We start from the raw sequence: 20,958 nt of genomic DNA, 5'->3' as shown, positions 1-20,958 counted from the left end.
TTTTGTTAACTGTCCTTATTATTTTGCTGCCTCGAGGAGACCCCGCTCGTCCGCCCCACCCGGCCACGGGTCCGACCCGGGCCGGGCGGGACGTACGGCGCCGCGCCCCGCCACCGGGAAGGTCCTCGATGCCCTCACCACGCCCCCGCCGCTCGACGGTTGCGGCCGGCCTGCTCGCCCTGGTCACCGCCGGCGCCACCGTCGCCCTCGCGCCGGCCGCCGCCGAGGCCGCCGTGCTGCCCAACAACTTCAAGAGCGTCGGCTACCTGCCGTCCTGGAGCGGCGATGTCAACGCCGTCCAGTACGGCAAGCTCACCCACATCAACTACGCGTTCGCGCTGCCGAACGCCGACGGCACGCTGCGGGCGGTGGACAATCCCGGCAAACTCTCCTCGCTGGTCTCGCTCGGGCACGCCAACAACGTGAAGGTGTCGATCGCAATCGGCGGCTGGAACGACGGCGACGACTCCGCGTTCGAGGCCCTCGCCGGCAACTCGGGCGCCCGGGGCGCGTTCGTGAACAACGTGATCGGATTCGTCAACCAGTACAACCTCGACGGCGTCGACATCGACTGGGAATATCCCGACCCCGGCACGTCGGCCAACAACTACGCGTCGCTGATGCAGCAGCTGAGCACCGCCCTGCACGCCCGCGGCAAGCTGCTCACCTCGGCCGTGGTCTCCGAGGGCTACTACCTGCAGGGGGTCCCGACCACCGTCTTCGGCTACGTCGACTGGCTGAACATCATGGCGTACGACGGCGGCAGCCCGCACGCCAACTACGACTGGTCGATCGCCAGCGTCAACGGCTGGAAGGCGCGCGGCCTGCCCGCCGCCAAGGCCGTGCTCGGGGTGCCGTTCTACAGCCGGCCGGGCTACTACACCTACGCGGCGCTGGTCGGCATGGACCCGGCCAACGCGAACCGCGACTGCGCCACGGTCGGTGGCTCCCAGGAGTGCTACAACGGCATCCCGACGATCACGCGCAAGACCCAGTGGGCGCTGGCCAACGCCGGCGGGATGATGAACTGGGAACTGTCCCAGGACAGCACCGGCTCCACCTCGCTGGTCAGCGCGATCTACCAGACCGTCACGGGTGGCACGCCGCCGCCGACCGGCCGGACCGGCCCGATCACCGGCATCGCCGGCAAGTGCGTGGACGTCGCCGCGGCCGGCACCGCCAACGGCACCGCCATCCAGCTCTACACCTGCAACGGCACGGCCGCACAGTCCTGGACGGTGGGCGGCGACGGCACGCTGCGCGCCCTGGCCAAGTGCGCCGACGTGACCAGCGGCTCCACCGCCAACGGCGCCAAGGTCCAGCTCTGGGACTGCAACGGCACCGGCGCCCAGGTCTGGCAGGCCCAGTCCAACGGCACGCTGCGCAACCCGCAGTCGAACAAGTGCCTGGACGCCACCGACAACGGCTCGGCCGACGGCACCCGGCTGCAGATCTGGGACTGCTTCGGCGGCGCCAACCAGGTGTGGCGGCTGCCGGCCTGACATCCACCGCCGTCCGCGCCGGGCCGGTCCGGGTGACCCCGGGCCGGCCCGGTCCCGGACCGGCGGGTGTTTTTACGCATTTTGCCGGGGTAGGGGCACAGCGAGCCAGCTATGCCCACGGAAAGGTACCCCCGATGGAATCCAACAAGCCCGCCCAGGCCGCCAAGGCCGTCGTGGAGGCCGCAGCCGAGAAGATCTCGGACGTGGTGACTCCGGACGTTCCCGGCGCGCCCGGCAGCGCCCCGCCACCGCTCGAGGAGCCGACGAAGCCGCACGATCCGCTGCCACCGAAGAAGGAGCAGGGCGCGCCGGAGACCCGTACCCCGACGGGCGCCGAGACCGGCGCGCCGACCACCGCCAACGGGCAGCAGGGCGCGTACCTCACCACCTCGCAGGGGGCGCGGCTGCGCGACACCGACCACTCCCTGAAGGCCGGGCCGCGTGGCCCGATCCTGCTGCAGGACCACCATTTCCGCGAGAAGATCACCCACTTCGACCACGAACGCATTCCGGAGCGCGTGGTGCACGCCCGCGGCGCCGGCGCGCACGGGGTCTTCACCGGGTACGGCACGGCCGAGGACGTCACCCGGGCCGGCTTCCTGGCGAAGGGGAAGGAGACTCCGGTCTTCGTCCGGTTCTCCACCGTCCTCGGTTCCCGCGGCTCGGCCGACACGGTCCGGGACACCCGCGGCTTCGCCACCAAGTTCTATACCGACGAGGGGACGTTCGACCTGGTCGGCAACAACATGCCGGTGTTCTTCATCCAGGACGCCATCAAGTTCCCGGACATCATCCACGCCGCTAAGCCGCACCCGGACCGGGAGATCCCGCAGGCGCAGAGCGCGCACGACACCTTCTGGGACTTCGTCTCGCTGCACACCGAGGCGCAGCACCACACCATCTGGAACATGTCCGACCGGGGCATCCCGCGGTCGTACCGGACCATGGAGGGCTTCGGCGTCCACACCTTCCGGCTGGTGAACGCGGCCGGCGGCACCGTGCTGGTGAAGTTCCACTGGAAGCCGAAGCTCGGGGTGCACTCCCTGACCTGGGAGGAGGCGCAGCTGCTCGGCGGCCTCGACCCGGACTTCCACCGCCGCGACCTCTACGACGCCATCGAGGCCGGCGCCCACCCGGAGTGGGAGCTGGGCATCCAGGTCTTCCCGGACACCCCGGAGGAGACCTTCGCCGGCATCGACCTGCTGGACCCCACGAAGATCGTCCCGGAGGAGCTGGCCCCGGTGCAGCCGATCGGCAAGATGGTGCTCAACCGGACGCCCACGAACTTCTTCGCCGAGACCGAGCAGGTGGCCTTCCACCTCGGCCACCTGGTGCCGGGCATCGACGTCACGAACGACCCGCTGTTCCAGGGCCGGCTCTTCTCGTACGTCGACACCCAGCTCACCCGGCTGGGCGGGCCCAATTTCTCGCAGCTCCCGATCAACCGCCCGCACGCCCCGGTCAACGACATGCTGCGGGACGGCTTCCACCAGGACGCCGTGCACGGGGGCGTGGCGCCGTACCGGCCCAACTCGCTGGACGGCGGCAACCCGTTCCCAGCCGGGGACGCGGAGCACGCGTTCGTCGACGTGCCGGTGACGGTCGCGGAGGCGCCCAAGGTACGCGCCAACCCCGCCTCGTTCGACGACCACTACTCCCAGGTACGGCTGTTCTGGCTGAGCATGTCCCCGGTAGAGAAGGAACACATCATCCGGGCGTACACGTTCGAGCTGGGCAAGTGCTACCACCAGGCGATCAAGGAGCGGCAGCTGCGGGCGTTGGCCAACATCGACCCGGTGCTCTGCGCGGAGGTGGCCACCGGGCTGGGCCTGCCCGCGCCGGAGCCCACGCTGCCGCTCACCGACGTGACGCCCAGCCCCGCGCTGTCTCAGGTGGGCCGGGAGTGGCCGGGCGACGGCCGGACGGTGGGCATCGTGGTCGACGCCGACGGTGACCTCGACGGCCTCGGCACGCTCCGCCGCGCGGTCTTCGCGGCCGGCATGGTGCCGCTGCTGATCGCCGCGCACGGCGGCATGGTCGGCGACCTGCCGGTGCAGCGGACCTTCGCCACCGGCCGGTCCGTCGAGGTGGACGCCCTGCTGCTGGCCGGCGCGCCGGCGCCGGCGCCGGACGCGCTGGTCGCCCGGGACGCCAAGGCGGGCAGCCCGCAGGCCACGCCGGTGGATCCGCGGGTGCTGCTGATGGTGCAGGAGTGCTGGCGGCACGCCAAGGCCATCGGCGCCTGGGGCGCGGGCGCCCGGGTGCTCGAGCAGGCCGGGGTGGCCGGTTCGGCCGGTGTCGTGACGGCCGACTCGGGCGCGGACACCTTCACGGCCGTGCAGCAGCTGATGGCCCTGCACCGGGTCTGGGACCGCTTCCCGGCCTCGGTGTCCTGACCCGATGCGTCGCCGGTGGGCCGGCTCCGCGATCGCGGGGCCGGCCCACCGCGGCTCGGCCACTCCCCCGGGCGACGCCGGGCCCCCGGCCCGGCCCACGCCGGACATCCGGCCGACCCGCGTCCGGCGGCCCGGCTCGGGTCGGGCGGCGGCCCGGCTCGGGTCGGGCGGTCATCAGGTCCGGGACAGGGCCCGGTCGCTGACGAAGGACTGCAGGCCGAACATCCGGGCCCGCCGCTCGGCATAGTCGGCCAGGCCCGGGCTGTCCGCGTAGTCGAGGCTGTACAGGTCCAGCTCCAGCCGCAGCAGCTGCTCGGCGATCTGGGCATGGAACTCCAGCACGTCCGACGGCCACCGCGCGTAGCCCTCGGCGGTCCACCGCACCGAGAACGACTCGAAGACGATCCCGTCGACGATCTCGGCCAGCCGGGGCAGCATCCCGAAGCCGCGATTGGCCAGCAGGTACGCCGGCTCGGCCTCCTCCCGTACCGCCGCCACCAGGGTGAGCAGGTGCGGCACGTCCTCGGGATGGGTCAGCTCCACGTTGAGGGTGTCCAGGAAGAGCCCCGCGAAGCCCCGGTCGAGGGCCGCCTTCGCCGCCCCGATCACGTGCGCCACCCAGAGCGGGTGATCGACGTACACGAAGGCGCCGCCCCAGTCCGGATTGCGGTCCGGGCGCTGCCACGGCGCGGGCGGCCCCTGGTCCTCGGACAGGGACAGGTAGCCCAGCGCCTGCACGTCGTGCTCCGCCAGGTATCGCAGCTCGGCCGGCCGGTAGAAGCCCGGTTGCAGGACCACGCGCTGGTATCCGACGAGCTGGTCCAGCCGCCCGTCGCCGTAGTAGAAGCAGATCGGCCGCCGGCTCATCGCGGCCACCCGTGCTCGAGATACCAGGCGTACGTGGCCCGGACGCCCTCCTCCAGGCTGGTGGTCGGCTCGTAGCCGGTCAGCGCCCGCAGCCGGGACAGGTCCGGGCAGCGGCGGTGGACCGAGCCGGGCGGCGCGGGCGCGGCCTCGATGGTCGGGCTGGCCCCGGCCACCCGCAGGATCAGCTTGGCCAGGTCGGCGATGTTCGTCTCCCCGCGGTCGTTGCCGATGTGCACGATCTGCCCGGCGGCGGCCGGGTTGGCCATCAGCCGGAGCATGGCCTCGACCGCGTCGTCCACGTGGCAGAACGCCCGGTACTGGTCGGCGCCCGGGACCGGGAACGGGTCGACGCCCCGCATGGCGCGCAGGGACATCTCCGGGATCACGTGGTCGGCGCCCATCCGTGGCCCGTACACGTTGTGGAACCGGCCGACCACGGTGGCGAAGCCACGGGCGCGGGCCGTGTGCAGGAACGCGGCCTCCCCGAGCAGCTTGCTGACCGCGTACGCGAAGCGCGGCGCGGTGATGTCGGCGATGGCCGCCGGCACCGTCTCCGGGGTGGGCACCGGCACCAGTCCGGCCGTCACGCCGCCGGCGTACACCTCGCTGGTGGAGGCGAAGAACACCCGCTGGCCCGGCGCCACCCAGTCCAGCAGGTGCAGCGCGGCGAGGGTGTTGACCCGGACCACCCGAGCCGGATCCTGCTCCACGTTGCGCACGCCCACGACGGCGGCCAGCAGGTAGATCTGGTCCCATTCGGTGGGCAGGCCGGCCCAGGTGCCGGGCGCCGTCAGGTCTCCGGAGATCACCCGCACCGCCGGGTGCCCGCGGAGGCGGTCGAGATCCGCGTCGTCGCGGCCGCGCGAGAAGTCGTCCACGATCGTCACCCGGTGCCCGTCGGCGACCAGGCGGCGGGCGAGGTGCAGGCCGATGAAGCCGGCCCCGCCGAGCAGCAGCGCCCTCATGCCAGCACCTCCGCGTCGACCCCGGCGGCGCCGCCCGCCGGTCTGTCCGGCACGGCCGCGCCGCCCGCCGGTCCGTCCGGCACGGCCGCGCCGCCCGCCGTCGCGGCGCGAGCGGCCGGCAGGTAGCCGAGGCCGGCGTACCGGATCCCGGCGGCCGTGACCGCGTCCGCGTCGAGCACCCGCCAGGAGTCGTAGACGAACGCCGGCCGCGGGGTGCCGAGCAGCTCGGAGATCCGGATGGCCCGGTAGTCCGGGTGGTCGTTGATGATCAGGATGGCGTCGGCGTCGGTGAACGCCTTGTCCAGCACGATCGGCTCGCCGCCGTACTGCCGGATCACGTCGTCGGTCACCATCGGGTCGTGGCCCAGCACGGTGACGCCGGCCGCCGAGAAGACCCGCATCATGGTGGCGATCGGGGTGCCGCGCATGTCGTCGGTGGGCGGCCAGCCCTTGTACGCCCAGCCGAGCACCGCGAGGCGGGCCCCGAGGCTGCGGCCGCGCGCCTCGACCAGCATCCGGACCACGGTCTCCGCCACGTGCACCGGCAGGTACTCGTTGAGCTGGCGGGCCTTGCCGACCAGGAAGGGCCGCCGGTCGCCCGCGCTGTCGATCAGGATGTACGGGTCCTTGGAGAGGCAGCCGCCGCCCACGTACCCGGGCCGGGCCAGGTCGGGGCGGGGATAGTCGACGTTCGCGGCCCGGATCACCTCCAGCGGGTCCAGGCCGTGCCGCTCGGCGATCAGCGCCACCTCGTTGCCGAACGCGTAGATCAGGTCGGTGTGGCAGTTGTTGGAGAGCTTCACCAGCTCGGCCGTCTCCAGTCCGCTGACCGGCACGATGGTCCGGGCCAGCTGGCCGAAGAACTCGACGCCCGCGGCCAGGCTGTCGGCGTCCAGGCCGCCGACCACCTGGGGCAGCTCGACGAGCTCGCGCAGGGCCTGCCCCTGGATGGTCCGCTCCGGCGCCATCACCAGCCGCACCCGCTCGCCCCAGGCGGCCCGCAGCTCGGGCAGCACCACCCGGCGGCTGGCGCCGACCGGCACCGTGCTGCGCACCACCACCAGCGTGTCCGGCCGGCAACTGGCCGCCACCGCGCGGGCCGCGGCGGCCAGGTTGGCGAGGTTCGGCCGGTGGGTGACGTTGTCCACCGGCGTCGACACGCTGATCACGGCCACGTCGACGGTGTCCCGCGGCAACTCGGTGTCGATGTGGATGGTCCGGCCGGTGTGCGCGGCGAACACGTCCGCGACGCCCGGCTCGAAGATGTGCGGCCGGCCGGCGGAGAGCGCCGCCACGACCGCCGGCGACACATCCGCCCCGTACACCGTGCAGCCCCGGTCGGCGAGCGCGGCGGTGAGGGTGAGCCCCACGTAGCCCATGCCGACGATCCCGATCTTCCTGCTCATCCTGCTGTCCCTTCCCTTTCGGTCCGGCCCCGCCTCGGGACCGCCTCGTCCGGCCCCGCCCCGGGACCGCCTCGTCCGGCCCCGCCCCGGGACCGTTGGTTCCCGCCGCCGGCCCGCGCCGGCCGGCGGCACGGCTCAGCCGCAGGCCGCCGGGGCGCGGTCGAGCGCCCGGACGGTGACCACGCCGGCGAACCGCTCCGCCCGGTACCGGTCGCACGCGGCCCGCACGTGCTCGGCGCGTACGGCGTAGTCCACGGCCAGCACGAACTTGCCGGCGTCGCGCAGCGCCCGGGCGTCGGCCAGGTTCTCCGCGCACCAGTCCCGGACGCACGGCTCGTCGGTGGCCAGGTAGAACAGCTCCTCCATCCCGATGCCGTCGATGGCGGCGGTGTAGCCGCGCTGCCGGCGCAGTTCCGGGGAGTTCTGCGGGACGATCAGGAACCCGGGCCGGCGGTCCTTGGCGTACCGGCTGATCCGGGTGATCAGCGCGGCCATCTCGGCGGCGAGCCGCGCCCGGTCCCGGCCGCCGGCCTCGGCCAGCGAGATCTCCTCGTACGCCAGCGGCGTGTCCAGGTAGACCCCGTCGAAGCCGGCGCGCAGCGCCTGGTCCACCCGGGGCCGGACGACCCGGTCCCACCAGCGGGCGTCCCAGTAGTGCCCGAAGTACTCGCCGGGCCAGTCCGGCCACTCGTTGGCGAGCAGGTCGGGCGCGTCCCGGCGGAGCACCGGATACTCCGGCCGGAAGTTCTCGATGCTGCCGATCTCGAAGTACGCGAGCACCCGTTTGCCGCTGCGGCGCAGCGCGCCGATCTCGGCCGGGCTGAAGTAGTCGCTCCCCGCGTCCCGGGCCAGGTCCACCACGGCGAGCTGGTACCGGCCCCGGGCCAGCGCGTCGAGCCGACCGCCGGCGTACCCCTGGAGCTGGTACGCCCAGTCGGTGATCGGGCCGCGCGGTGGCGTGCCGGCGGTTTCGGGCGCCGGAGTGGCGGATCCGCCCGGCCGGCGCCCGCTGCCGACGGCGCCGGCCGGCTCGGACCGGGCGCGGCCGGCGCCGGGCGCCCCGACGCCCGCGGATGTCGGCGCGGCCCGCCCGCCGTCCTCCGGAGCGGCCGGGCCGATCACCCACACGACCACCGGCACCAGCGCGGCCGCCCCGGCGAGGGCCGCGACGAGCGCGCCGCGCCGTCGCGCCCGCCCGGCCGTGGCCTGCCGGCTCACGACGCCGTCCCGGCGCGCCACAGGTCCATGATGGAGGTCGGCAGATCGTGGGCCGGTCGCCAGCCCAGCTCGGCGCGGGCCCGGCCGGTGTCGGCCCGGATCCAGTCGACGGCGCTCGAGCGCGACGGTCCGGCGCCGACCTCGCGGATCGCGCCGTGGTAGCCGGCCGTGGCCGCCAGCAGCCCCACCGCCTGCCGGGCGGTGACCGCCCGGCCGCTGCCGGCGTTGAAGACCCGGTGCCGCAGCCGGGGGGCGAGCACCACGGCCTTGACCAGCGCGGCCACGTCCCGCACGTCCACGAAGTCCCGGTACGCCGACAGCGGTCCGAGGGTGATCTCGGCGGCGCCGCCGCCCAGCGCGCCGCGGATCGCCTCCGCCGCCCGGCCGAGCAGGGTTTCCCCGGACAGCCCGGGGCCGATCGGGTTGAAAACCCGCAGCGACACCGCGTCCGCCCGCCCGGACTCGCCGGCCAGCTGGAAGAGCCGGGTTCCGGCCAGGTGGCTGACGCCGTACGGGCTCAGCGGCCGGGCCGGGTCCTCCTCGGCGACCGATTCACCGGCCGGGACCACCCCGTACTCGCCGGCCGAGCCGAGCCGGACCAGCCGGGCCGCCGGCGCGGCCGCCTCCGCCGCGTCCAGCAGCTTCGCGGCGACCAGCGCGTTGGCCGTGCACAGCCGCGTGGTCGAGCCGGTGAGCGCGCCCACGCAGCTGACCACCGCGTCCGGCGCGGCCTCCCGGAGCAGCGCCGCCAGCCCGCTCACCGGACCGTCGACCAGGTCGTGCGCGTCGCGACCGGGGCAGATGACCTCGGCCACCCGGGTGTCGGCCGCCAGCGCCGTCCTGGTGTGCCGGCCGATGAATCCGGACGCCCCGAACAGCAGCACCCGGGTCATACCAGCTCCCCCGGCGGCGCCGGCGCGCTCGCCGGGGACAGCGGGGGCAGCCCCGGGGACACCGGGGCTGCCGCCGGTGTCCGGGACAGCGGGGGCAGCCCCGGGGACACCGGCGCCGTCCCGGACAGCGGCGGCAGGGCCGGCGACACCGGCGCCGCGGCCGACGGCGGCGGCACGGCCGGGGGCGCCGGGCGCGCCGACCGGTCGGTCGGCAGGAGGATCTGCCGGAGCTGGCCGAACGCCCGGTTGGCCTCGTCGTAGTCCTCCGGGCGGCCGATGTCGAGCCAGAACCCGTCGAACGGGTACGTGGCCGGGCTGTCGCCGGCCGCGAGCAGGTCCAGCACCAGCTGGTCGAACCCGAGGGGCTGCCCCGGCGCGTACGGCGCGAGCGTCTTGCGGGACATCCCGTACACGCCCATGCTGACCGGATACCGCAGCGTTGGCTTCTCCCGGAAGCCGACGATCCGGCCCGCCGACACGTCCAGGACCCCGAAGTCGACCCGGTGCACCCGCTCGGAGGTGGCGAGGGTGAGGCCGGCGCCGGAGATGGCATGGGTGCGCAGCAGGTCGGCGTAGTCCAGGTCGGTGAGGATGTCGCCGTTCATCACCAGGAACTCGTCGGGCAGCCGGTCCTTGAGGCCGAACAGCGGACCGACCGTGGATAGCGGCCGTTCCTCCTCGGCGTAGTCGACGCTCAGCCCCCACCGCTCGCCGCCGCCGACGAACGCCCGGATCAGCGGACCGAGATGGTTGATGGCCAGCGTCACGGAGCGGAAGCCGCGCGCCGCGAGCTGGTCGAGCACGATCTCCAGGATCGAGTGGCTGTCACCGATCGGCATCAGGGGCTTGGGCAGCGCGGTCGTGTAGGGCCGCAACCGCACTCCCTTGCCGCCGGCGAGGATCACCGCGTGCAACCGGACCTCCCCAGGGTCTCAGGGCTATCGGTAGTGCCGGATCTGCCCGATAACCGGGAGCAGACCGATGGCGAACAGGGCCTGGAGCAGGAGGACGCTGCCCAGGTAGAGCGAGGTGTCCGTGCCCGCCGAGCCGACCCGGTGCAGCAGCGGCGCCGCGCCGAGCAGCGCGCCGACCCCGATGTGCAGCGCGACCACGAACCCGATGGACAGGCACAGCCAGCCGTACCTCCCCCGGCCGACGAGCAGGAACGCCAGGTAGTACGCGCCGGCCAGCGCCGCGTGCGCGGCCGTCATGGCCGCCGCCGCCGCGGTGAGCTCCCCGGCCCGGTGCAGCAGGGCCAGCAGCGCCGCGCCGAGCACGGCCGGCACCGCCATGCAGGCCGCGGACTCGCGACCGATGGCCCGCCAGATCCCGCTGACGAACCCGCGGGGCCGCAGGGCCCGCCTGGTCAGCGCCACCATGTCGGGCCAGAACCGGCTCGACCGCCACTCGACGAAGCCCATCGAGAGGATCAGCGGTACGACCGCCACGGCGAGGTTCAACCGGTCCAGGTAGGGCGCCTCCGCGTGGAAGAGCAGCGCCGCCGAGCAGAGCCCGTAGCCGGCCACGCCACACAGCGCGGCCGCCTCCGGCCACCACGGATTCTCGGCCACCGGCGCGGCCGCGGGCTCGCCCACCGCCGGCTCGCCGGCCCGCGCGGCCGGCCCGCCGGCCCGCGCGGCCGGCCCGGCGGCCGGTGCGGACGGGTCCCCGGCCGGCGCGGACGGCGCCCCGGCCGGTGCGGACGGCGCCCCGGTCGGCGCGGCGGCCCGCGCGGCCAGCAGGGCGGCGGCGAACGCCGCCAGCACGCAGAGGGCCGCCGTGGCCACCGCCCACCGGCGCTGCGCCGCGCCGTGGAACATCAGGTAGACCACCCCGGTCACCGCGGTCGGGCACATCACCAGGGCGAGCCACGCCTCGCGCCGGTAGAACATCAGCAGCGTGCTGGCCAGCTGGTAGGTCAGCTGGAGCACGACCATCACGGCGAGCGGCAGGCCGCCGAGCGGCGCCAGCGCGGCGCCGAGCGGCACGCCGAGCAGCGGACCGGCCAGCAGGGCCGCCCGCAGCACCCGGTTCGCCGAGCGCGGCCGGCCCAGGCCGACCAGGCGGTGCGCCAGGTGAGCGGCCACCCCGGAGGCGGTCCAGCCGAGCGTGCCGGCCAGCACCAGCCCGAGCACCAGGCCGGGCCGCCCGACGACCGACACCACCGCCGGGAACGCGGCGCTCGGCAGCAGGTACAGCGGGCCGTGCGCGACGGTGCGCAGCCCGTCCGGCCAGCCCCGACCTGCCGCCCCGGCCGGCTGGCCGGCGGCCGGCCCCGGCTGCCCCAACCGCCGGTAGACCTCGGACGCGAGCACGAAGACGTCGGTGTACCCGTACTCGACCTGCGCGCCCCGATCGGTGTGTCCGTCGGCCTCCAGCGCGGCGGCCACCTGGAGCGCGTCGACGGCCCGGGCCAGCCGGGGCCGGATCCGCTCGACCAGCTCGTCGACCGGGTCGGTGGAGATCCTGGGCAGCAGGACCGGATGTGCGGACCCGCCCGCCCGCGCGCCGCTGCTGTCGGTCATGCCGGCTCACCGGTCGGCAGCGCGAGCGTGTCCCCGGCCGGCTCCTCGGGGCTCCGCTGCCGGGGCAGCCGGACCGGCACGGCGGCCACCCCCGGCCGGATCACCGGATCCGGCAGCCGCACCGGCACGGCGGCCACCCCCGGCCGGATCCCGTGATCGGGCACCCGGACCCGGCCCTGGGCCCGGCCCCGCGGCTCGCTGGGCGGCGCGGCCATCTCGGCCGGCGCGGTGAGCCGCTGGTAGATCTCGCGGTACGCGTCCAGCGAGCGGCGCAGGGTGAACCGCTCCAGGACCCGGGCCCGGGCCACCGCGCCGAGCCGCAGCCGCAGCTCCCGGTCGCGCAGCAGCCGTACGCAGGCCGCGGCGACCGCCGGCACGTCCCGCGGCGGCACCACGATCCCGGTGTCGGCGACCGCCTCGGCCACCCCGCCCACGTTGGTGCACACGGTCGGCCGGCCGCAGGCCATCGCCTCGACCACCGTGTACGGGAAGCCCTCGGAGATGCTGGTCAGCGCCACCAGGCTGCCGGCGTGGTACGCCTCGACGGCGCTGCCGACCCGGCCCTCCAGGGTGGCGTGCCCGGTGAGGCCGAGTTCGTCGATCAGGGCCTGGCAGCTGAGGTGGTAGACCCGGTTGGCGGCCGGGGTCCCGCCGAAGATGCGCAGCCGCGCGGCCGGGATCTCGGCGCGGACCAGGGCGAAGGCGCGGATCAGGGTGTGCAGGTCCTTCAGCGGGTCGACCCGGCCCATGAACGAGATGGTCGGCGCCGCCGGCTCGCCGGCCGCCGGCGGGAACTCGTCCGGGTCGACGCCGTTGTACATCGTCCACATCCGGGCCGGGTCGGCGCCGTTGTGCAGCTGCCAGCGCCGGTTGTACCGGGAATGCGGGGCCAGCGCGTCGCTGATCAGGTACGCCGAGCCGGTGAGGGACCGGAAGAAGCTGAGCACCAGCACGCGTACCGGGTGCGGCGACTCGTCGTGCAGGTAGGAGATGTACCGCTCGCGCAGATAGATGCCGTGCTCGGAGAGCACCAGCGGGGTGCCGTAGGTCCAGGCCGAGGCCATGCCGACGAGCATGGCGAGGCCGTTCATCGACGCGTGCACGATGTCGGCCCGGACCGGCGGAGCGCTCAACGGCCGCAGCATGTGCGCGATGAGCCAGCTGGCCTCGAGCGCGTCGCCGACGGTGAGCGCCGGTCCCGCCTCGTCGACCCGCAGCGTCTGCCAGGCGTCCAGCAGCATGCCGAGGGCCCGGTTGGAGAGCAGGCCAGCGCTCAGATCGCCGCCGTCGACGACGTACTGGAACATCCCCCGCAGCGCGAGCAGGAAGGTGCTCCGGTTGACCGCGCCGGCCTGCGAGCGGGTCGACTCCAGCGGCGTCACGAGCGCCCGCAGGAACACCTCGTACGACTCGAGAAAGCCGGCGCCCGGCCGCCCGGCCGGGACCAGCGACCCGCGCCGGGGGCGGCGGCCCGGCGGCCGCCCGCCCCACAGCGGGATCGAGTGCACCCGGTCGAGGTTCGCCGGCCGGTCGAACACCGACCTCTCGGTGCCGTCCACGGTGAGCGCCACCACCTCCCACCGGTGGTCCGGCATCCCCCGGATGAGCTGTTCGCACCAGATGCTCACGCCGCCCATGGCGTACGGGTACGTGCCCTCCGACACCAGCGCGATCCTCACCGGGTTCCCCCGTCCACCGTCACGTCCCCCCTCTGCCGCGGTGCCGGGCCGCTAGGCGCGCGGCGCCGCGTTGACGGTGACGGCCGCGCCGGCCGCGAGCGTCACCGGGGCGGTGACGTCGGTGCCGTACGTGGTCGCGCCCGGGGTGGTCGCGGCCACCCCGCCGAGCTGGACGGTGCCGGCGGCCGGCGAGGTCACCGTGATGGTGCCGGCGCTCCGGTCGTACACGGGGTCCACCCCGGCGGCCAGCTCCGCGAAGTGGGCCGTGCGGGTCCGGGCGTACGCGGCGAGGTCCGGCCAGGCGGTGTTCAGCAGCGGCACCGAGTAGTAGGAGTCGTACTTGCCGAGCACGGCGCTCAGCCAGTCGGTGAGCAGCGTCCGGCCCGAACCGTAGTCGTTCACGTTGGCGATGTGGAAGGTGTGCGCGTACATCGAGCCGGACGCCGCGTGCTGCAGCGCCATCCCGGCCTCGTAGTCCACGATCTGCGCGTACGTGCGGTTGGTGGGCCAGTACGGGAAGCGTCCGCCGGGACCGTAGAAGGAGTTGTAGAAGGCGGTTTCCTCGTCCGGCGTGGTGCAGTGGTAGGCGATGTTGGTCGGCCAGACCGGCACCACCTGGATCTTCTGGTCCAACGAATGCCGGATGCCGGCGTTGAGGTGCGGCGGCACCTCGCTGGCGAACGACATGTTGCCGACCAGCGTGTCGACGCCAAGGTCGTCGGCGGCCTTCAGGAGGTTCGGGTTGGACGCCGCGAGGCCGTGGTCGGTCGGCGGGCTGACGTCGTCGTTCGGGTTGTCGTTGTAGACGCCGAGACCGGAGTATTCCGGGGTCTTCAGCACGCTGGCCGGGGCGTTGAGCCCGATCGCGGCGCCGGCGACCCGGTTGTCGTTGATCTCGTTGTAGGTGGTGGTGTAGCTCGTCGTGTTCAGCTCGGGGTGGTTGAGGGTGTGGTTGATCCACCGGAAGTGGTCCTTGAGGCACTTCGTGGTGGCGGTGAGCGTGCTGGCGTCGCCGTTGGGGCTGCAGGCGCTGCCGGCGAACGGGTCGATGTCCGCGCCGTTGTACGGGATGTTCAGGGTGAGGCCCGACGCGTTGGGGTGGGCGGCCCGCAGCGCGGTCTGCTGGGCGTCGAGGTTGACCACGTCGTGGCCGCTGACCTGCCAGCCGGGGCTGTATTCCACGGTCCCGTCGGTGTGGTAATGGTCGGAGGTGTTGAACCAGTCGTCGATGTCGACGTTCAGGTGGTGCCGCTGCTCGCCGAGGTAGAGCCCCTTGCTGGCCCACCGGAAGAGGCCATAGACCAGCAGGTCGGACTGGAGCAGGTACTGGTTGGAGGTGAATGTGAGCGCGATCCGCTCGCGGCCGTCGGTGGAGGTGGTCCGCACGCCCAGCACGTCGGCGCCGTTGGTCAGCAGGGCGTCGGCGGCGCAGCCGGATCGAATCGACGTCCGGTAGACGTACGACTGGGTCAGCGGGACCTGCGCGGTGCTGGTCAGGTAGTCGAAGACCGACGCGCCCTGGCCGGTGAGCGAGGCGGGCAGCGGGGTGTCACCGACGCCGCCCTCGCCGTTGGAGTTGAGGCAGTAGTCCTCCGGCCAGGTCCCGTAGCTGGTGTAGAGCGCGGCCTGCCGGACGCCGAAGTTGCGTTCGTAGGCCCACAGGATGTTCCACTCCGCGCTGGTCAGCCCGGAGACGTAGCTGCCGCCGGCCGAGTACAGCAGCATGCTGTTCGTCAGCAGGATGGCGTTGTACCTGCCGACGCCGTCCGGGCGGACCAGGGTGCCGGTGCCGAGCGGGTCCGACGCGGTGTAGAGGACGTCGTAGCCGGCGCCGACCCGGTCCAGGGTGGTGGTCAGCGTCGGCACGCCGAAGTCGGCGGTGTCGGTGGCCACGATCAGCGCCCGCAGCGCCACCCGGTCGTTGAGCCCCTGGGTGCCGGCGGCGGCTCGGGACGCCGAGCCGGTCCCGCTCGGCGTGGCGCCGGTCACCCGGACCGTTCCGGCCCGCGGCGGCAGCGCGCCGGGACGGGCCAGCCGCGGGCTCGCCACCTGGCCGAGACCGGGGACCGAGGGCGGCTGGGCCGGCCGCGCCGGCGTGCGGGCGTGGCCGGGAGTCTGGGCGCCGAGAACGACCGCGAGGGCGGTCAGGCCGGTGAGGACGAGTTGGGATGCGCGACGGCGCGACGGTCCAGCGAGGACCATGAGGAGACCTCCGATGAGGAGCGGACCGGGGTGACAGCCCATCCAGGGCCGTAGATGTCTAATCGGAGTCTAGCAATTACACACCGCATTTCTCGGCACCGAGATTTCACCGCAGCATCCGTTGACGATAATGCGCGCTGATGTTAGGCGAGCGCCCCCATCGGACGGCGGAAACATTACGAGTTGGTAGATCGACACTTCGGGCGTCACGGCGACTGACTCGACTGACGTGCGGCTTCCGCCCGCCTTCGTAACCCGACGCTCATCGCTCCGACACGATTGCCACAATCCCAGACCTCACCCGGATCGCCAGCGTCCGCATCGCCGCACCGACCAGTATCTGGGACGACGCGGCCGCACTCGTGCAATTGATTGACGGGAATGTGTACCAGTGGCCAGCGCGAATTGGACGATCGGACGACCGCCCGTCCCATGAGCCCGCGCCGAGCCGAGGCCCGAGGACCGGTTCGACCCGCTCATGCGATTCGAAACTCTAATTACCGTTAAGCAAATAAGGCATTTCCGGGCCCCCTTTCAGATCGATTTCGGCACCGACCGGAAGACCCGGCCGCGCGCCACCGCTGGTCGTGGAAATTTCACCAAACAATGCGGACCGCCGCCGGCCGCCGCCCCGCCCGGTACGGTCTCCCGGCCCGGCGCCGGTGGTCGGCGCGCTAGGTTCGGAGGCATGTCAACTCCGGCGCTCGACGCGCTCGCCGCCGCCGGCATCCCCTACCGGGTCATCGAGCACGGCCCGGTGCGCAGCCTGGGCGAGGCCGCGGCCGCGCGCGGCGTGGCCGTCCCGGACGTGGTGAAAACCCTGGTCGTACGCCGGGGCGAGGACGACCACCTGTTCGTGCTCGTTCCCGGGGACCGGGTCATCTCCTGGCCCAAGCTGCGGGCGCTGCTCGGGGTGAGCCGGCTGTCGATGCCGGACGCGGCGACGGCCCGGGCGGCCACCGGATACGAGCGGGGCACGATCACCCCGTTCGGCTCCACGACCCCGTGGCCGGTCATCGCCGACGAGCGGCTGCGGGGCCGCACGATCACCCTCGGCGCCGGTCGGCACGGCACGGCCGTGGCGGTCGACGCGGACGCGGCCCTGCCGGCGCTGGCGGCCACCCTGGCCGACGTGACCGATCCGGAGCCCTCGGCCTGACCCCCGTCCCGATGGCCGGACCATCGTCCCGACGGGCCGGACCACCGTCCCGACGGCCGGGCCACCGTCCCGACGGCCGGACCGTCGGCCGGACGGCCCGACCACCCGTTCTGGCGGCCCGACCACCGAACCCCGAGAGCGCTCCCAACGGCCGTCGCCGTGGAGGCGTACGGTCGATCTTTCATCGCGCGGCGAGGCCGGGCGGCGGAGCCGATCGAAAGGAGCGAACCGGTGCAGCGGTCCCTGACCCGCACGGCCGTCGACTTTGACCTGCGGCGGGTGCTCAGCGCCCGGACCGGGGTGGCGGTGGTCTTCGGGCTCAACGGGCTGGCCGTGGCCAGCTGGTTCGCCCGGATTCCGACGGCCCGGGACGAGCTGGCGATCAGCGCCGGTCGGCTCGGCCTGGTGCTGCTGGCCATGTCGGCCGGCGCGGTGCTGGCCATGTCCACCGCGGGCGCCGTGGTGCACCGCTTCGGCCCGGCCCGGGTGGTGGTCGGGGCGACGGCCCTGGTGGCGGCCGGGCTCGCCGTGGCGGGCCTGGGCATCGGCGCGTGGACGTCGATCCCGGTGACGGCGGTCGGGCTGGCCGCCCTCGGCTACGGCTCGGGCAGCTGCGACGTGGCCATGAACGTGGAGGCGGCCGCCGTCGAGCGCCGGCTCGCGCGCACGGTCATGCCGCGGTTCCACGCCGCCTGGAGCCTGGGTACGGTGGCCGGCGGCCTGCTCGGCGCGCTCGGTACGCACACGGGGGTGCCGATCGCCGTACACCTGGCGGTCGTCGCCGTGCTGGTGCTCGCCGGCACGGTGGCCGGCGCCCGGCGCTTCCTGCCGACCCCGGCGGACGGGGCGGCCGGCGACCGGGACGCGACCGAGGCGGGCCGGGGCAGCGGCGTGCTGGCCGCCTGGCGCGAGCCGCGGACCCTGCTGGTCGGCCTGTTCGTGCTGGTGATGGCGTTCACCGAGGGCACCGCGAACGACTGGGTCGGGGTGGCCTTCGTCGACGGGCACGGGTTCACCGAGGCGGCCGGCTCGGCCGTCTTCGGGCTGTTTGTCGGTGCCATGACCGTGGGCCGGCTCGCCGGCACCGTGGCGCTGGACCGCTGGGGTCGGGTGCCGGTGCTGGCCGCCACCATCGGGCTGGCCGGGGCCGGGGTGCTGATCGCCGTGCTCGCCGGCCCCGGCCCGGTGGCGCTGATCGGGGTGGCGGCATGGGGCCTGGGCGCGTCGCTCGGCTTCCCGGTCGGGATGAGCGCGGCGGCCGACCAGGAGGACCGGGCGCCGGCCCGGGTCAGCGTGGTGGCGATGATCGGTTACACCGCGTTTCTGGGCGGCCCGCCGCTGGTCGGGCTGCTCGGCGACCGGTTCGGCACGTTGCGGGCGCTGCTGATCGTGCCGGTGCTGCTGCTGGCCGCGCTGGCGCTGGTCCCGGTCACCCGCCGCCCCGCGCCCGGCGGGTGACCGGCCCGGCCGGCCCGGCCGCCGGGCCGCCCACCGCCCGGCCCCGCCGCCCGGCCCCACCGCCCCACCGCCCGGCCCCGCCGCCCCGCCGCCTCGCCGCCCGGCCCCCGCCGCCTCGCCGCCTCGCCGCCCGGCCCCACCGGCCGGCCCGGCCGCCCACCGCCCGGCCGGTGAAGGTCAGCACCAGGTGCGCGTCCACTTCGAAGGACCAGCCCAGCATTCGGACGCCGATGCGGCCCCGCCACGGCGGCCGGGCAGGGACCGCAACCATCTCCCGGTCCGGGAAACGCGCAGCTGAGCGGCGGTGAGCACCGCCGCGGACCGGCTCGCGAAGCCCGATGGCGCGCCCCACCGGGTACTTGCGGCCGGCCCTTTGCTCTGCTGCCTCCCACGCCCCAGGCAACGTCCGATAATCGGACAACGACCGGTGCGTGCGGGGCAGCAGAGCAAAGGGCGGTCGAAAGGTTTGCCGGAACCCGGCGGCCCGGGTGCACACGGCCGCACCTCCCGGTTCCGCAATGCGGAGAGCTGGGCTTTCCTTCCGAGGACGGGGCTGCACGACGGGGCCGGGACGCTGGCTCACCCCCGGGAGAGGGCCGACCCCGCCTTCCAACATCCGAGACGGACCATTTTGCGGCGGGCTTCGGCCGAGCCGACCCAACACCGCACGGGCCGACATGACGCCCGCACGGGCCGCCACGACACACGCCCGAGCCGACGCGCCGCGTGAGCCGACATGACGCCCGCACGGGCCGCCACGACACCGCCCGAGCCGACCCGCCGCGTGAGCCGGCATGGTGCCCGCGCGAGCCGACACGACACCGCGCCAGCCGGCCCGACACCGCGCCAGCCGGCCCGACACCGCGCCAGCCGGCCCGACACCGCGCCAGCCGGCCCGACACCGCGCCAGCCGGCCGGACACCGCGCGAGCCGCACGGCACCGTGCTATGCGGAGGTCAGCCGAGCGCGAGGACGTCGTAGTAGTCGAGCCGGTCCACGGTCACGGTGAGGGTGCCCTGCCGGCACGACCAGACCGGCTTCCGGGTGCCGGTGAAGTCCGGCGAGACCACGGTGACGGCGGCCGGGCAGGCGCCGACGTCCGCGGTCACGGTGAACCGGCGCTGCGGGATGATCCGCTGGTTGTAGTTGTGGTTCACCAGGTGCAGCGTCCGCGCCCCGGTGTCGCGCCGCGCCAGCAGGCTGGCCGAGACGTTGGCCGCCCCGGCGGTGACCCGACCGGTCGCCGCGCCGTTGTCCCGGAACAGCGCCGCGTGGCTCCGGTAGAACTGCGCGTACGTCTGGAGGAAGCCCAGCAGGCCGAGCTGGTCCGCGGTCGGGTCGCCGACCGTGTCCTTGAGGAAGAAGGCCGGGAAGAGGCCGTTGGCGTACGCCTCGGCGCCGAAGATCCGCCAGTAGTCCTGGCGCTCGGACGCCGGCAGGTTGAGGTACGCGCTCATCATGTCGGTGGGCCAGTCGATGAACACCGTGGTCGGGACGTCGCCGGAGATCCGGTCACCCAGATCCTTCAGGTACCGGTAGTTGGCCTGCAGCGACTTGGCGCCGTTGAGGTGGCCGCCGACCACGGGCACGTAGTCGGCGCCCCTGCCGTCGGGGGTCTGCTCGTCGGGGTTCCACGGGTACATGCCGACGCTGTTGAGGTCGACGTACGGGAACAGCCCGTTGGCCGTGATCAGGATGGGACGGTGGTAGGTGTCGTTCGCGTACGCCCGCAGCGTGTCGACGATCTCCTTCCAGTAGCGGCGCAGGTACGTGGCCGTGAACGACGCGTCGTCGGCGTACATCCGGTTGCTGGTGACCCTCCCCCAGACGCCGCTCAGCGGGTTGGCCGAGGTCAGCGGGTTACCGGTCCACCCGTGGTCCCGCAGGTAGGTCCGGTAGTTGAAGTTGTGCGTGAGATCGTCGGCCGGTACGTCGGGCCGGACGACGTTGTCGTCCGTCATCCCGAACCGCGACTTCCAGTCGTCGACCGTGAAGCCGGGGTACGTGGCCAGCAGGTACCGGTTGAAGTCGGCGATCGTGTAGTCGTCGAAGCCCTCGTCACCGTTGTAGCCGTGCAGCTGGCCGCCGCTGAACCCGCCGAGCACCTCGTCCAGGAACAGCCCGTCCACCCCGCCGTCGATCTGGATCCTGGCCCAGTCGATCAGGTATCGGCGGAACCTGGGGTTGAACAGGTTGCCCCGGCGCGCGTTCGGCACGATCTCGTCGTGCGGCAACGGCAGGTTGTCGGCGTCCCGGGTGGACATGTCGGCGAAGTCCGCCTCGCTGGGGAACTGCTCCCGGAAGATCACGCTGGCGGTGCCGCCGCCGATGAGCGCGGCACCCACGCCGTGGTAGCGGGCGAGGTGGCCGAAGTTGTAGTCGGACGCCTCGTCGCCGGCGGTCGACCACTGCTGAAAGGCCCGGATGTTCACGTCCGGCGCGAGCCGGTAGACCTGCGGGTCCTCCTCGGCCGGGCCGACGGCCGACTGGCTGAAGCCGTACACCGTCCAGTCTGCCGGCCGGAGTCCGGCGCCGTCCCAGGCGGCGGGCGCCGCCCCCCGACGGTCGGCGGCGCCGGCGGGTGCGGTTGCCGCGCCGACCGGTAGGACCAGCGCGAGCGCGCCCAGCACCGCAAGGGACAACCGTGACCGCCGCGACATCCCGCTCCTTCGGCCGACCGGCCGCGTC

The 20,958-nt window shown here is 73.9% G+C and carries 14 protein-coding genes; 4 read left to right on the top strand and 10 right to left on the bottom strand.

The features are described from left to right. Positions 1-128 precede the first annotated feature (128 nt). Both ACFFHU_RS27980 and ACFFHU_RS27975 read left to right on the top strand, forming a co-directional pair. Entirely contained in the window at positions 129-1,502 is a 1,374-nt protein-coding gene (locus ACFFHU_RS27980; RefSeq protein WP_377343358.1) for a glycosyl hydrolase family 18 protein, read from the top strand. 134 nt (positions 1,503-1,636) lie between these two features. Further along, on the top strand, positions 1,637-3,898 hold the full coding sequence (locus tag ACFFHU_RS27975; RefSeq protein WP_377343356.1) for a catalase: 2,262 nt from the start codon (positions 1,637-1,639) through the stop codon (positions 3,896-3,898). Between the two features lie 174 nt (positions 3,899-4,072). Here ACFFHU_RS27975 and ACFFHU_RS27970 read toward each other — a convergent pair whose 3' ends face one another. The 9 genes from ACFFHU_RS27970 to ACFFHU_RS27930 form a co-directional block, all read right to left on the bottom strand. Next, the gene (locus ACFFHU_RS27970) at positions 4,073-4,765 is read right to left on the bottom strand and encodes a putative glycoside hydrolase (protein ID WP_377343355.1); all 693 of its coding nucleotides are present in this window, start codon (positions 4,763-4,765) and stop codon (positions 4,073-4,075) included. Beyond that, the gene (locus ACFFHU_RS27965; RefSeq protein WP_377343354.1) at positions 4,762-5,730 is read right to left on the bottom strand and encodes an NAD-dependent epimerase/dehydratase family protein; all 969 of its coding nucleotides are present in this window, start codon (positions 5,728-5,730) and stop codon (positions 4,762-4,764) included. Before ACFFHU_RS27965 ends, ACFFHU_RS27970 begins: the two co-directional genes overlap by 4 nt. Beyond that, positions 5,727-7,136 (bottom strand): nucleotide sugar dehydrogenase, encoded by a 1,410-nt coding sequence (locus tag ACFFHU_RS27960; protein WP_377343351.1) that lies wholly within the window; start codon positions 7,134-7,136, stop codon positions 5,727-5,729. Before ACFFHU_RS27960 ends, ACFFHU_RS27965 begins: the two co-directional genes overlap by 4 nt. Before the next feature lie 135 nt (positions 7,137-7,271). Continuing rightward, entirely contained in the window at positions 7,272-8,375 is a 1,104-nt protein-coding gene (locus ACFFHU_RS27955; RefSeq protein WP_377343350.1) for a glycoside hydrolase family 191 protein, read from the bottom strand. Continuing rightward, positions 8,351-9,247 carry an NAD-dependent epimerase/dehydratase family protein gene (locus ACFFHU_RS27950; protein WP_377343348.1) on the bottom strand — a complete coding sequence of 299 codons (897 nt, stop codon included), beginning with the start codon at positions 9,245-9,247 and terminating at the stop codon, positions 8,351-8,353. Before ACFFHU_RS27950 ends, ACFFHU_RS27955 begins: the two co-directional genes overlap by 25 nt. Then, positions 9,244-10,152, bottom strand: a complete 909-nt coding sequence (locus tag ACFFHU_RS27945; RefSeq protein WP_377343506.1) for a sugar phosphate nucleotidyltransferase — start codon at positions 10,150-10,152, stop codon at positions 9,244-9,246. Before ACFFHU_RS27945 ends, ACFFHU_RS27950 begins: the two co-directional genes overlap by 4 nt. Positions 10,153-10,185: 33 nt before the next feature. Continuing rightward, the gene (locus ACFFHU_RS27940; RefSeq protein ID WP_377343347.1) at positions 10,186-11,772 is read right to left on the bottom strand and encodes a hypothetical protein; all 1,587 of its coding nucleotides are present in this window, start codon (positions 11,770-11,772) and stop codon (positions 10,186-10,188) included. Continuing rightward, positions 11,769-13,451 (bottom strand): GT4 family glycosyltransferase PelF, encoded by a 1,683-nt coding sequence (gene pelF, locus ACFFHU_RS27935; protein WP_377343346.1) that lies wholly within the window; start codon positions 13,449-13,451, stop codon positions 11,769-11,771. The genes ACFFHU_RS27940 and pelF overlap by 4 nt, the downstream gene beginning before the upstream one ends. A 51-nt stretch (positions 13,452-13,502) precedes the next feature. Then, positions 13,503-15,653, bottom strand: coding sequence for an Agd3-related carbohydrate-binding protein (locus ACFFHU_RS27930; protein WP_377343344.1), 2,151 nt, complete (start codon positions 15,651-15,653; stop codon positions 13,503-13,505). 688 nt (positions 15,654-16,341) lie between these two features. Between ACFFHU_RS27930 and ACFFHU_RS27925 the strand changes: the two genes are divergently transcribed. Together ACFFHU_RS27925 and ACFFHU_RS27920 are read left to right on the top strand one after the other, a co-directional pair. Beyond that, positions 16,342-16,812 carry an aminoacyl-tRNA deacylase gene (locus ACFFHU_RS27925; protein ID WP_377343343.1) on the top strand — a complete coding sequence of 157 codons (471 nt, stop codon included), beginning with the start codon at positions 16,342-16,344 and terminating at the stop codon, positions 16,810-16,812. A 231-nt stretch (positions 16,813-17,043) separates the two neighbouring features. Beyond that, the gene (locus ACFFHU_RS27920; protein WP_377343342.1) at positions 17,044-18,270 is read left to right on the top strand and encodes an MFS transporter; all 1,227 of its coding nucleotides are present in this window, start codon (positions 17,044-17,046) and stop codon (positions 18,268-18,270) included. A 956-nt stretch (positions 18,271-19,226) separates the two neighbouring features. Here ACFFHU_RS27920 and ACFFHU_RS27915 read toward each other — a convergent pair. Next, on the bottom strand, positions 19,227-20,930 hold the full coding sequence (locus ACFFHU_RS27915; RefSeq protein WP_377343341.1) for a hypothetical protein: 1,704 nt from the start codon (positions 20,928-20,930) through the stop codon (positions 19,227-19,229). Between the last annotated feature and the right edge of the window lie 28 nt (positions 20,931-20,958).

It is taken from the genome of Plantactinospora siamensis, assembly GCF_042434095.1.
Classification (GTDB): domain Bacteria; phylum Actinomycetota; class Actinomycetes; order Mycobacteriales; family Micromonosporaceae; genus KBS50.
This window is presented reverse-complemented; position numbering and strand designations above follow the sequence as displayed.

What these genes read in the sequence shown, in the direction of transcription:
- ACFFHU_RS27980 (WP_377343358.1), top strand. Translation starts at nt 129, where the DNA reads ATGCCCTCACCACGCCCCCGCCGCTCGACGGTTGCGGCCGGCCTGCTC.
- ACFFHU_RS27975 (WP_377343356.1), top strand. Translation starts at nt 1,637, where the DNA reads ATGGAATCCAACAAGCCCGCCCAGGCCGCCAAGGCCGTCGTGGAGGCC.
- ACFFHU_RS27970 (WP_377343355.1), bottom strand. Translation starts at nt 4,765, where the DNA reads ATGAGCCGGCGGCCGATCTGCTTCTACTACGGCGACGGGCGGCTGGAC.
- ACFFHU_RS27965 (WP_377343354.1), bottom strand. Translation starts at nt 5,730, where the DNA reads ATGAGGGCGCTGCTGCTCGGCGGGGCCGGCTTCATCGGCCTGCACCTC.
- ACFFHU_RS27960 (WP_377343351.1), bottom strand. Translation starts at nt 7,136, where the DNA reads ATGAGCAGGAAGATCGGGATCGTCGGCATGGGCTACGTGGGGCTCACC.
- ACFFHU_RS27950 (WP_377343348.1), bottom strand. Translation starts at nt 9,247, where the DNA reads ATGACCCGGGTGCTGCTGTTCGGGGCGTCCGGATTCATCGGCCGGCAC.
- ACFFHU_RS27940 (WP_377343347.1), bottom strand. Translation starts at nt 11,772, where the DNA reads ATGACCGACAGCAGCGGCGCGCGGGCGGGCGGGTCCGCACATCCGGTC.
- ACFFHU_RS27930 (WP_377343344.1), bottom strand. Translation starts at nt 15,653, where the DNA reads ATGGTCCTCGCTGGACCGTCGCGCCGTCGCGCATCCCAACTCGTCCTC.
- ACFFHU_RS27925 (WP_377343343.1), top strand. Translation starts at nt 16,342, where the DNA reads ATGTCAACTCCGGCGCTCGACGCGCTCGCCGCCGCCGGCATCCCCTAC.
- ACFFHU_RS27915 (WP_377343341.1), bottom strand. Translation starts at nt 20,930, where the DNA reads ATGTCGCGGCGGTCACGGTTGTCCCTTGCGGTGCTGGGCGCGCTCGCG.